Source organism: Adonisia turfae CCMR0081, assembly GCF_011009555.1.
Taxonomy (GTDB): Bacteria; Cyanobacteriota; Cyanobacteriia; order Phormidesmidales; family Phormidesmidaceae; genus Leptothoe; species Leptothoe turfae.
This window is the reverse complement of the sequence record NZ_QXHD01000004.1, coordinates 3,213,045-3,222,902: the sequence shown is the minus strand read 5'-3', so window position 1 is coordinate 3,222,902 and position 9,858 is coordinate 3,213,045. Positions and strand designations below refer to the sequence as shown.

Genomic DNA, 9,858 nt, shown 5'->3' with positions numbered 1-9,858 from the left:
GAATTCAAACGCAATCATGTCAGCAAGTTTCAAGATCCTGAAAGATTGTTGGCATCTTAATTGCTTTACTTAAAAAGAGCCGCACCCAACTTAAATTCAAGTCGTCAACTCGGAAGCGTAAAGGCTTTTTGGGGAAGAAGATGTAGGCATTGACTCAGAATTTGCAGAAAAGTGTCAATTATTCGTTTAATAGGACATCGTAGCTGATGAATGCAACCATTCATGGCACTACGCGCCCGTTCACTCCCCACCAACCGCTGACGTTGCCCTCTGCCCCCCTGGAAGTTCTGATCCAGTTAGCGCGATCTCATCCCTAATCTGACTAAAAAGTCATGTTAATCCATCAGTAAATATGAGCATTCTGTGAATATCGACTCATTTTCTGTGGTTGCTATGCAGCGCAGATACTCAAGTAATGGTGGATGATGAAATATTGAGACGGCTCCATCAAATTGAACAAGAACTTATCCAGATTGAGCCTAAGACTAATGGCTCGCTTGACCATGTAAAAGCTTCTACAGACCCTGGCTATATCCAAGCTGAAGTTAATGCTTTGGTTTTTAGAATGCTAATCACACAGGGCGTTCAGAAGATGATGCCTATCGTTAATCTTTGTATGGAATTGGAGGATTTTACAAAAAGTGTGGGCTTAGGTTAGTCGCAATCATCAGGTAAGCAACCCCAACACCCGCTCTGTCTTAAGGAATTCGATCAGCTGATCGGTGGTGTAAGTCATGCCAAAGCCTCATTCAAAATTGCTACTACCTGAACTAAGAAATCCTGATCCAACCGCTCAAACAGCTGTCCAGCAAACGCGCCAGCCTCAGTCGTAGGACCTACAGAAAACGTCTGCCGAGGCTTGACAATGCCCGCATCAATGGCAGCCGCCCTGGTTGACGTATACTCACCGGCTAGCATCTTCTGGTGGATCTCTGGGGCAGCCTCAGCTATGCGTTGGGCGAGGTAATCGGGTGATGTGCCACCCCTATTAGTACCCCGACGATTCTTATCACGATAAGAATCGTTTTTATTCTTTTTGGCGTTTGTATTCCCGCTCTGTCCACCACGCTTGCTGACCTTTTCAGGATCTGCAGTAGCAGCAATTTTTGCTACTGTTATGCACTCTGCGGATGTGACCGGCCTATTAGGACTACCCAGTTTTTTGTACCCTTCAGCTACATATTCAATCCACTGGGCAGGGTACCCGTAAAACTCTTGACAAAACTCTTCCCAGGTATCGGCAAGCTTTTTCCACATCTCATCCTGTCTCAATGAGAGATTGAGAATCATCAAAAATACTAAGCTTTCAAGTATATTAAGATGGGCACCATGGCAATACCTATTAAAACAGTGTGAATCAATATCTGGGTTCTTCTCCTTCCAAAAAATCTGATTTTTCTTTCTTTAAACACCTCTCGATCAAGCTGATAAATATCCTCTGCAAAAAGTTTAAGGATACGTTTACCTCTACTACGATGTGTTTCAATCCAATCACCTGAGCTTATCAAATAAGTAATAGCAAAGATGTTGATAACAATCATAGTCAAAGGAAGAACAATGCCTGTTACAGTAGTTAAAATTTGATTGGCATTAAAGCCGAAAGTAAAAGCCACCACGCTAAAACTTATAACGACATTAGTAATAGTGAGACCCTGCTCTTCTAGCTTAGACACCCTGTTATATTGGTGTTCGTAGTATGTCTTGGCAAATTCTATGTTAGGCGAGTTAAGCTGATCCGGTTTATTGTTGCTGTCTGGCATTCGAATTTTCTTACCTCTGGTTAAAAGAACTAAAGGAATTAAACATAGACTACTTCATCGACTTGGTGAATGGTAATTAAGAAATAGCTTTACCTGCTTTCGGCATGCCCTGTATTTATCGATATTCAAGAGCAGCAGTCCAGTCCATCTGAGAGCCCTTGCGTCCTCAAATACTTGGAGTAGATTAAGAGGTTGCTCTAGCTAGTGGGTAAAGCCAGCTAACTATATATTCAGCGTCAGATTTGACGGATAAGATCCATATTTCCGAATCTTATCCGTCACTTTTAGGTAATAACACCCTTATTTACAGAACCTATCACTCCTGAATGCAGAGTACTACACGTCTCACTCACCCACCAACCGCTGACGCTCGCCTCTACCACCCTGAAAATTCTGGCTAGTGCGATCGCACCCTAAACAGCCGTTTCTAGTTCAGCCCTAGCAGCACGGTTGTTTGCGAGCCTATCGAGCCATTCAGGTTGGGTGGTTTTAACGAATTGCCGCAACCCTTGTTACAGTTGATGCCTGCCTACTAACATTAAATTAAATACGCCCTTGGTTGAGTCAGTACTGTCCGTAGCGGGATGGTAACTATCGGATTCACGGTTGGATCAGGGCAACTCAGTCAAGATCAGCCTTTTGGTGGAGGTCGTGGCTACGGCCTAATCCGACCCTTTCTGTCAGGCTCAGGTAAGGGACCGACAACCAGGGTATTTCCTTGACGATACAAAACCTGCACCCTTTGGTTGGGCCCAAAACACTGCTGCTCTGTGATGGCATACCAAATGCATCCGTTAAACTTCACTCGCCCTCGTCGCTGCGGAGCAATCTCTTGAACCACCATGGCTTCATCCAGCTTGGGAAAGCCGACTTCATCTACCCATTGAGGACGTTTTCTTGAAAAAGCAATTAGTCTACGCCACATAGCTACACCCCAACCGACTCGCGACACGTACTTGGCCCGCTCCTAGACTTTTCAGCCTACAGCTATGCCCGACTTTTCTATTTCTTCTTTGAACTTAACGGGAATGCGTCCCCGAAGCTCATACTGAGCGGCTTCCTCGCTTTGCAGAAACTTCAGAAATAGGTCTTCATTACCGCCAAAGGAATCATCAAACGTTACCTGGTTGCTGCGAGCAATCTCAGTCCATGGATTTTCATCCTCAGGCAAAGGAGCATATCCACACTCGCAAATAACGACTTCAGCGAATCCTGAGCCTACAGGTAAATCTGGCAGGTACGAGTCTACCGACTCAACCACCCATGGACCAGGACGAGTATGAGTGCCTTCTGCATTGCGCTCAGACAAGCGATATCCCATCTCAGGAATCTTGCCTTCTGGTGTAGAGTCAAAATGCTGCTCAAGCAGATAATGCAGGCTTTCATTGCCATTAGGCTTTATCAGCCGCGATACATCCTTAGTATCGTCGCCGCTATTGGCATAGAAAAGGTAAGTCTTACGTGGCATCAGTCGTCTCCTTGAGTCAGGTCCATACGGGTTTTGTCAAATTGACAGTCTCCCTGAAATACACAGTTAACCTTCAATACTGAACTAGATGATGGGGCGCTAGGTAGTGTTTCAACATCTATTAACTTCCATTTATTTCGCGCTTCCATGTCAACGCAGTCGCGACGACTACAGGCAGCATGCCGAGTTGTGTCAGTTTTTGGATCATAGGCCATAAAAAATCCTCACAGTTGATTAACTTTACACTTTAAAAATGCGGGGATGAATCGCGATCGCGCTCGACTTTTGGTGGGGTTACTTCACCCCTAAATTTCTGCAATGGTTCTGAGCATTGAAATACCAGCTGTCGCAATTCTCGCCAGAGATATAGTCGCTATCCACCGGCCCACCATATCCAATCTTTAGAGAAAACTCACCTTCGCTGTAAGGCGTTATTTCAGCCCACTCCATGTCACCAGCAAAATACTCAATGAATTCAGGTGTGGTTTCCATATCCCACTCCCCTTTATCCCGTGACTCGATCCGCTGCATCAGGTAGTAGTAGCCCTTTTTAAGCTGATTAAGGAACGCATGGACTACCCTGTCCTTGGCTGCGGATAGAATCTCCATGTCACCGTCAACCAACTCTAGTTGGGTATGTTGGACGGGAAAACGAATCACAGAACCGTCAGGCAATTCGCGAGCTTCGACAACAACACCGCTGATCCCATGCTGCTTTTGATAAGCATGCACTTGCTCTCGAACCTCGTGATAGCTGGCAATGGCTGCAAACTTTTCTTCAATGCGATCGAGCCTGACGAATTCGCGCTCTCCTTTAATGTGGGCCATCATCTCAGAGTCAATGATTTCAGCCAGCTGATCGGTGGTGTAAATCATGCCAATGCCTCACTTAGAATTGCGGCCTGAGCCAAACCCTTTTGCTTGCTTACGCTCCAGCCCAATTTCACTGGCCAGCATAAACACAATGCGGTCTTTCCCGCCATTGCTATAAGCGGACTGAGGCAGGAAGCACATTCCAGAAACCAAAAGGACAGGCGGCTCATCCTCCAAACTGCCTGAGATAAGACACTCAAACACTTTCCATCCAGCAATAAGCTCTACTCCTGAGCGAGTTGTCATCATTAAGTCCATCGCATAGCCTTCAAAGCTACGCACAGGTACAGCATCAATGCTTGACTTAATTTTTGCCGCTAATGCTGGGGTGCAGCGTGCTTCCCAAGAGTCATTGAAGAAAACTTCCAACTCTTGGTTTAAGGGGCGGGTTTGCTCAGTGTCTGGGAACATCTCATCAAGTTTTGATAGGAGCATCTGATCGTAGCGATCGGGGTCCATTAGAGTTTTGATAAAAGACTTAACTGCTTTCTCTGCTTGGCGTGATGAAATGCCTTTGATTTGAGGAGTTGTTTGCATTGTTCAAAATCCTTAGTAGTTGATTCGATGTTTTGATGATTTGTCAGTCTAGTTAGTGGACTCCATGCTCTGCCCACGAAGCTCATTGACAATCGATGCACGCCACAGCAACTGAAATTTATCCGACTTGCTATTGGTAGAAACAGGCTTACGATCGCAAAAGTCATCTCCCTTTTCTGTGGGAGTCCATTGGCCGCTTTTGCCCTTACCAACTTTGTATTGATAGCCCAAATTAGCCAGCAGCTTGTTAGCCTCCTGTGGACTGGGGTTGCTGTTGGTTTTGCAGGTGAGGCCCAGTTCTTCAGCTATCTGAGTTGCATTGAGCAGAGCTTCGGCGGTTTCCATAGAAGAACGCTCTCTAGCGGAGACATCAGGTAGCGCCTTATGAGGATGAAACTTCTTGATATTAATAATCGCAAAGCTCTCACCGTAAGCAGGGCCGAATAGACGACCCAGGGCCTCGCTGTCGTCGATGAGCTCCGTGATCGGTGGGGCAGGAGGTAATTGAGGTACCTCCACTGCTTCGACGTCGATAGTTTCCGCGACCGAGTAAGAGCCAGTCTTTCTAATTGTTGGAAGAACTTCGTCGTATAGCCAATCTTGAAAACGCTCCGCCGTTTTACTGCGTGACTTACCTAAAAGCTCATACAGTCCACCTTCAAGCAAAGTAACCACTGACTGCTCTCCACCAGGGGTAATAACAATCTTATTACCCTTTCTTTTTGGGCTAACAGACTTGAGGTAGTTACTTAGGTTGGTTGGATTAGCCGTGGGGTGAAGCGCAGCTACAACATCTGATGCGACCCACTCATACTTAGCGTCGTCTCCAACGTATCGAATCTCGCTACCTTCAAAAGTAAACAAACTAATTTCTGACATTTTGAATTCCTCCATTGTTTAGATGTCAGTTCAGTGTTTCTCTATCTTTCAAAAGGGGTAAACAATCCTTACCCCCTTTGCCATGTCCCCACTTACAAAATTCTTCCGTCCCTTTAAAATCCCACTACCGCCAACTCATTTACCTGTCGGCGGCTTCCCTCATTTGATTGTCAAAAATCTTGTGTTCTCATTATAACGAACAGCACCCGCAAAAGGAGAGAACAAAGGCTCTTAAAAAGAGATAGTTTCTTCTCTTTTTGTTACGGGGTTCTCATTTAAATCCTTCCGCCACTCGATCAACTCTGATAACGACAGTGGGAAAAGTTGCAGCTGACTCTTGTCGCCAAGCTGAGCGATCGCATTCATGATTTTGCCAATGCGATCGTAGCTGGGTTTTTTCCTGCCAGCACGCCAGTCAGAGATCATGGTTTTGCCTACTCCGATGAATTCGGCTAGGTCTTTGTTGGTAACGTTGTATCTGGCCTGGGCCTCTTTGAGTTTAAGAATGAGCATGGGTTAGTCTCCCCCATCATTAGGCAAGTCCCACGGCTCTGCCCCCAAGCTTCTAATTTGCTGCTCCAATCTGGACACATGTTCTCTAAGCAAGTCTGGCTCTGCGTAGGCGTCAGCTAGATCTTGCAATGTCGCCTGGAGAGCAGCATTCTGATCACGCAACAGTTGGTTATACTCATCTTCAGAGCGCTGGACACCAAAAGCTTTGTCAAAACGACGGGTGAGCGTCTCAATCATTAAGGCCATGCATAGGGCCAGGGCTTGTTTATTGCCTCTGAACAATTGCCATAACCAGTAGGCAGATACGGTGTCTAAGGACAATGCATTAATGCGGCTTTGCCCTCTAGCTTGATCAGTGGACTCAATTTCAACTTCAGAAATCGCGGGCGTATAATCCTCACCCAACAAGCGTTTGATAGCCTTTGACTTTAAAAATTCGCGGGCGTTTCGTTCTGGCAACCCAACCGCCTCAGCAGTCTGAGTCTGGCTCATTCGGTAGCTACCATCGGGCAACATAAAGCCATCAACAGTTAGGTCACCGATTTGGATAGTGGCGCGAGTGGCCTTGGTTGATTCACTCATCTGCGCCCCCTAAATTATCCATGCCCACCACCTTCGTGTCTTTCCACTCGATCAGTATATTGCCGTTCAAGCTTGCGACGATATCAAAAAAGGTATCGATCCGTGGCTTGGTTTCTCCGCTAAGCACTCGATAAATCATATTCCTACGACTAGCAGGAGTAGCGTTTTTGACGCCCTTAGATTGTAGGTGAGCACAGTAACGAAGCACCAAATCATTAGGCTCCAGGCCTAGTTCATCCATTCGTTGCTTAATCAGATAAGATACAGCATCATTCCCGTCAGTCAAGGCTTTCATGGTTGGAATTATCTTGTTTAGAGGAGGCTTAAACTTTTCAATAAACTCCTTTTCTACTACTCTTAGAAAATCCACAGAACAATCTAGGTAGGCAATTTTTAAATCATTACTTTGTTGCCGTAATTGACTGTATTGGTTATGGTTAAACCACTTCCGTTTAAGATTAGTTGATTGACCAATATATTGAATGGAATTTTGAGAATCTATCGCAAAATAAACACCTGAAGTTTCAGGGAGCTGATCTTTGTCTTCTAAAGCCACCGACGGCAGCTCATCAACCTGGATGTCAGAAGGGTTAATCATCTTCATCGCTACTGAACTCCTCAAAAAGTTTCTGAAGTTTTGTCTTGTATTTTTCTGGGCACTTGGACAAGAAAAGAGCCTTTTTCCCTGACAGATCCTTCACAGTTAGCCATTCAGTAAGACCGTATCGCCAATCGCTTTCATCCCATTGATGAAGGACTTCTCCATCCGTATAAAAGGTATATTCATTGTCCTTAAAGAATCCGCCACCGTCCTTCAAAGCCCTCTCATAGCTTGCAGAAAGAGAAATTGTGCAAATTGCACCTGGCTTCATGAACGTCATTTTGCTACCTCTTTAGCTATTCTCAACGATCTTTTTTAGCCCATTTGAACCGACCTCTGTCAACCAAAGCCATCGATGGCAGCTCATTGATTTGGATGTCAGCTGGGTTAATCATCTTCAGCCCTCCGCCGTCTCAGCTGTGTCTTCTTTGTCTTCGTCGTCAGGCACCCAAACCAACAGCTCTCCTGGCTGACATTTAAGTGCTCGACAAATCTTGTCTAACGTGGCAAATGTTATTGACTTAGAACGGCCACGCTCAATGCTTTGAATATTTGTTCGCGACTGACCAATCATCCTGGCTAGCTGATCCTGTGAGACGCCGCGCTCATCTCTCACTTTATCTAGAAGTATTTTCACCGGCATTACTAAGTTCATCTCCCACAGGCTAGCTAACCATTGACTAGCCTACCAGGGGGTATCAGGCATTCTGATAAGTAGCTAACTATTGAATAGCTAGCTTTTATATAGCTATCTATTGACAGGCTAACTGATAGTTAGCATAATTAAACATAAGCAAAGGCCCAGGTACAGCTACCAACTAACACCTGAGCCCCGCTGACCCTAACCACTACGCAATTAGAGCCAATGCAAACTCTAACTCAAAACTCTCAATCAACCTCATTCGCAATAACCGAAACCAGCCTTACCCAACATGCGGTCACCTGGAACGATCGCACCATTGGACTGATCCAATGCTCACCAGAACTCGGCCTGAACTGGGAATACGTTCGCTATAGTGCCTACCCCAATACCTTTATGGGTTCCTATGACGACTGCGTTGCCCAGGCTGAGCAGGACTACGCTGAGCAGAACACTCCACCTCAGGCTGATGTTTGCCTAGCAGAAGTAATCGACTTTGGCCCTGTCAGTAAGCCTGCTAGCCGCTACAGCAATGGTCCTATCTTCATTGGTGGCCATAGCCAAGTGCAGTTAGTCAGCATCCGAGGCCTGAATGACCTACCCGTAGATGACCGGTGGACCGACACGCTCTGGGTGCCTCTGGGTTTTGCTAAAACTCTGCGCCGTGGCGATATGGTGGAGTGCTTTCAGGACCTAGGTAAGGTGGGTATTCGTCTGCCTCGGTTTGTCGCTAGTGCGATCGCCGCATAGGGAGGGCATAGCGATGCCATTATCCGTACTGTTTTACGACGGCATTTTTCTGGTGCATGTCGATACCTTCACTCAGCTTGAGGAAGAAATCCGGCTCGACGAAAGGGTTCCCAGTCAGGTGATCGTCTGGCTTAAAGGCAGCCCTGCACCCGCCTACTGGAGCGAGAGCCTAGACGCCCGGATGGGACTCGCCCACCGATAACCCTCACCGCCGGTTCCATCGCTACGGGACCGGCCCCTATCAACCCTACGGAATTCTGAGCCATGACCAACACAACCAAAACCCTAATCCGCCTCATTTTCCTCTCTGTACTATGGCTGCTAGTACGCTTTACCCAGTTTGTTCTAGAGCTGTCTGAGCTTATCCATGAGGCCGATGCTGTGAGCATGGCTGAGCTGCATTTGCAGGTGAAGATTCACCGACAGGTCAAAGCCTTAACACCCAAGTTCATCAAGGCATAGGAGCCAACTAAGCGCGATCGCTGGTTCTATTTGGGACCAGCTTCGTGCAATGTACCCAGAACTCAGCACCATACGAATTTATAGCCGTCTGCTCGATACTTGTGAGCAGGCCAGGCTATGGCACGTCTTACGAGCCCTCGACACAGAAGGCACTGGACGTGTCTATTTTGGTGTGTCTGACATGGCATTCCTCATGGGCGTCAGCACCAACACCATTTACCGTTGGCTAAAGGCAGGTCTCGGTGTTTGGTGGCGGTCACGACGACGCATTGATGGTCAGGTAGAGCTCTATCTATCGGGCATTACCAAAGTGGCCTGTGCATTGGGTGTAGATGGGTTGGGTGCGATCGCAGACGTTCCCCTATCCGAACTCACCCGTATGGGTAGCAAAGCATTAGCGACAGCCTTAGAAGCCGAGTACAGACAACGACAGGCGTACTGGGCAGCCAAGAAAGCCAAGAAGGGCCAGGCCAAGAAATCAGTTTTTGATCCACACGACGCAGCATCCTCTGACAGTTTCCCAGGGGCAAAGGGCATGGCAGTGGTAAACGATGGATTTCAGATTCCAGGTGCTTCAGTGGCAGGCATTGCTAAAACCGTTGGGCGATCGCAGTCCACTATCAAACGACGACTTAACAATCGATGGCGGATAGACCGAAACATTGATCCTATCCAGAAGAAGAGAGTAGCGACTGAACTCAATGATCCTGAGTTGTTGTTTAGGCTGAAGGAATCGGGGATTGGCTTTGTGGTGCAAGAGAATGCATTGGGATGTACCCGAGTGCTTAAGGTA

The 9,858-nt window shown here is 46.8% G+C and carries 18 protein-coding genes; 5 read left to right on the top strand and 13 right to left on the bottom strand.

The window, feature by feature from the left end:
* Positions 1 to 415 precede the first annotated feature (415 nt).
* A complete protein-coding gene (locus tag DXZ20_RS18165) occupies positions 416 to 658 on the top strand; it encodes a hypothetical protein (RefSeq protein ID WP_163699679.1) in 243 nt (80 codons plus the stop codon).
* 74 nt (positions 659 to 732) lie between these two features.
* On the opposite strand, the gene DXZ20_RS18160 is transcribed toward DXZ20_RS18165, so the two are convergent.
* The 13 genes from DXZ20_RS18160 to DXZ20_RS18100 all read right to left on the bottom strand — a co-directional run bounded on the left by DXZ20_RS18160 (position 733) and on the right by DXZ20_RS18100 (position 7,868).
* Positions 733 to 1,257, bottom strand: a complete 525-nt coding sequence (locus DXZ20_RS18160; RefSeq protein ID WP_163699677.1) for a hypothetical protein — start codon at positions 1,255 to 1,257, stop codon at positions 733 to 735.
* A 41-nt stretch (positions 1,258 to 1,298) separates the two neighbouring features.
* Entirely contained in the window at positions 1,299 to 1,760 is a 462-nt protein-coding gene (locus DXZ20_RS18155; protein WP_163699674.1) for a hypothetical protein, read from the bottom strand.
* A gap of 655 nt (positions 1,761 to 2,415) precedes the next feature.
* Entirely contained in the window at positions 2,416 to 2,685 is a 270-nt protein-coding gene (locus tag DXZ20_RS18150) for an NfeD family protein (RefSeq protein ID WP_163660044.1), read from the bottom strand.
* A gap of 51 nt (positions 2,686 to 2,736) precedes the next feature.
* The gene (locus DXZ20_RS18145) at positions 2,737 to 3,228 is read right to left on the bottom strand and encodes a hypothetical protein (protein WP_163699672.1); all 492 of its coding nucleotides are present in this window, start codon (positions 3,226 to 3,228) and stop codon (positions 2,737 to 2,739) included.
* Positions 3,228 to 3,443 (bottom strand): hypothetical protein, encoded by a 216-nt coding sequence (locus DXZ20_RS18140; protein ID WP_163699671.1) that lies wholly within the window; start codon positions 3,441 to 3,443, stop codon positions 3,228 to 3,230. The genes DXZ20_RS18145 and DXZ20_RS18140 overlap by 1 nt, the downstream gene beginning before the upstream one ends.
* A gap of 79 nt (positions 3,444 to 3,522) precedes the next feature.
* A complete protein-coding gene (locus DXZ20_RS18135) occupies positions 3,523 to 4,104 on the bottom strand; it encodes a hypothetical protein (protein WP_163699670.1) in 582 nt (193 codons plus the stop codon).
* 9 nt (positions 4,105 to 4,113) lie between these two features.
* Complete coding sequence (locus DXZ20_RS18130; RefSeq protein ID WP_163699668.1) at positions 4,114 to 4,638, bottom strand: hypothetical protein; 525 nt, start codon at positions 4,636 to 4,638, stop codon at positions 4,114 to 4,116.
* Between the two features lie 48 nt (positions 4,639 to 4,686).
* Complete coding sequence (locus DXZ20_RS18125; protein ID WP_163699666.1) at positions 4,687 to 5,517, bottom strand: BRO family protein; 831 nt, start codon at positions 5,515 to 5,517, stop codon at positions 4,687 to 4,689.
* A gap of 231 nt (positions 5,518 to 5,748) precedes the next feature.
* The gene (locus DXZ20_RS18120; protein WP_163699664.1) at positions 5,749 to 6,030 is read right to left on the bottom strand and encodes a helix-turn-helix domain-containing protein; all 282 of its coding nucleotides are present in this window, start codon (positions 6,028 to 6,030) and stop codon (positions 5,749 to 5,751) included.
* A 3-nt stretch (positions 6,031 to 6,033) separates the two neighbouring features.
* Positions 6,034 to 6,612, bottom strand: coding sequence for a hypothetical protein (locus DXZ20_RS18115; protein WP_163699663.1), 579 nt, complete (start codon positions 6,610 to 6,612; stop codon positions 6,034 to 6,036).
* Positions 6,605 to 7,216: a GIY-YIG nuclease family protein gene (locus DXZ20_RS18110; protein WP_163699661.1), complete on the bottom strand. Its 612-nt coding sequence runs from the start codon at positions 7,214 to 7,216 to the stop codon at positions 6,605 to 6,607. The genes DXZ20_RS18115 and DXZ20_RS18110 overlap by 8 nt, the downstream gene beginning before the upstream one ends.
* Positions 7,203 to 7,493, bottom strand: coding sequence for a hypothetical protein (locus DXZ20_RS18105; RefSeq protein WP_163699659.1), 291 nt, complete (start codon positions 7,491 to 7,493; stop codon positions 7,203 to 7,205). Before DXZ20_RS18105 ends, DXZ20_RS18110 begins: the two co-directional genes overlap by 14 nt.
* Before the next feature lie 117 nt (positions 7,494 to 7,610).
* Positions 7,611 to 7,868, bottom strand: a complete 258-nt coding sequence (locus DXZ20_RS18100) for a helix-turn-helix domain-containing protein (RefSeq protein ID WP_163699657.1) — start codon at positions 7,866 to 7,868, stop codon at positions 7,611 to 7,613.
* 210 nt (positions 7,869 to 8,078) lie between these two features.
* On the opposite strand from DXZ20_RS18100, the gene DXZ20_RS18095 reads away from it, so the two are divergent.
* The 4 genes from DXZ20_RS18095 to DXZ20_RS18080 all read left to right on the top strand — a co-directional run.
* Complete coding sequence (locus DXZ20_RS18095) at positions 8,079 to 8,603, top strand: hypothetical protein (protein WP_163699655.1); 525 nt, start codon at positions 8,079 to 8,081, stop codon at positions 8,601 to 8,603.
* Positions 8,604 to 8,616: 13 nt separating this feature from the next.
* Positions 8,617 to 8,805 (top strand): hypothetical protein, encoded by a 189-nt coding sequence (locus tag DXZ20_RS18090; protein ID WP_163699653.1) that lies wholly within the window; start codon positions 8,617 to 8,619, stop codon positions 8,803 to 8,805.
* Between the two features lie 62 nt (positions 8,806 to 8,867).
* On the top strand, positions 8,868 to 9,065 hold the full coding sequence (locus DXZ20_RS18085) for a hypothetical protein (protein WP_163699652.1): 198 nt from the start codon (positions 8,868 to 8,870) through the stop codon (positions 9,063 to 9,065).
* A gap of 49 nt (positions 9,066 to 9,114) precedes the next feature.
* Positions 9,115 to 9,858, top strand: a 744-nt coding sequence (locus DXZ20_RS18080) for a helix-turn-helix domain-containing protein (protein ID WP_250565813.1), incomplete at its 3' end; no start/stop codon positions are given.

Excerpts from the sequence above, each read along its gene's own strand:
- DXZ20_RS18165 (WP_163699679.1), top strand. The coding sequence starts at position 416 with ATGGTGGATGATGAAATATTGAGACGGCTCCATCAAATTGAACAAGAA.
- DXZ20_RS18160 (WP_163699677.1), bottom strand. The coding sequence starts at position 1,257 with ATGTGGAAAAAGCTTGCCGATACCTGGGAAGAGTTTTGTCAAGAGTTT.
- DXZ20_RS18155 (WP_163699674.1), bottom strand. The coding sequence starts at position 1,760 with ATGCCAGACAGCAACAATAAACCGGATCAGCTTAACTCGCCTAACATA.
- DXZ20_RS18150 (WP_163660044.1), bottom strand. The coding sequence starts at position 2,685 with ATGTGGCGTAGACTAATTGCTTTTTCAAGAAAACGTCCTCAATGGGTA.
- DXZ20_RS18145 (WP_163699672.1), bottom strand. The coding sequence starts at position 3,228 with ATGCCACGTAAGACTTACCTTTTCTATGCCAATAGCGGCGACGATACT.
- DXZ20_RS18140 (WP_163699671.1), bottom strand. The coding sequence starts at position 3,443 with ATGGCCTATGATCCAAAAACTGACACAACTCGGCATGCTGCCTGTAGT.
- DXZ20_RS18135 (WP_163699670.1), bottom strand. The coding sequence starts at position 4,104 with ATGATTTACACCACCGATCAGCTGGCTGAAATCATTGACTCTGAGATG.
- DXZ20_RS18130 (WP_163699668.1), bottom strand. The coding sequence starts at position 4,638 with ATGCAAACAACTCCTCAAATCAAAGGCATTTCATCACGCCAAGCAGAG.
- DXZ20_RS18125 (WP_163699666.1), bottom strand. The coding sequence starts at position 5,517 with ATGTCAGAAATTAGTTTGTTTACTTTTGAAGGTAGCGAGATTCGATAC.
- DXZ20_RS18120 (WP_163699664.1), bottom strand. The coding sequence starts at position 6,030 with ATGCTCATTCTTAAACTCAAAGAGGCCCAGGCCAGATACAACGTTACC.
- DXZ20_RS18115 (WP_163699663.1), bottom strand. The coding sequence starts at position 6,612 with ATGAGTGAATCAACCAAGGCCACTCGCGCCACTATCCAAATCGGTGAC.
- DXZ20_RS18110 (WP_163699661.1), bottom strand. The coding sequence starts at position 7,216 with ATGAAGATGATTAACCCTTCTGACATCCAGGTTGATGAGCTGCCGTCG.
- DXZ20_RS18105 (WP_163699659.1), bottom strand. The coding sequence starts at position 7,493 with ATGACGTTCATGAAGCCAGGTGCAATTTGCACAATTTCTCTTTCTGCA.
- DXZ20_RS18100 (WP_163699657.1), bottom strand. The coding sequence starts at position 7,868 with ATGAACTTAGTAATGCCGGTGAAAATACTTCTAGATAAAGTGAGAGAT.
- DXZ20_RS18095 (WP_163699655.1), top strand. The coding sequence starts at position 8,079 with ATGCAAACTCTAACTCAAAACTCTCAATCAACCTCATTCGCAATAACC.
- DXZ20_RS18090 (WP_163699653.1), top strand. The coding sequence starts at position 8,617 with ATGCCATTATCCGTACTGTTTTACGACGGCATTTTTCTGGTGCATGTC.
- DXZ20_RS18085 (WP_163699652.1), top strand. The coding sequence starts at position 8,868 with ATGACCAACACAACCAAAACCCTAATCCGCCTCATTTTCCTCTCTGTA.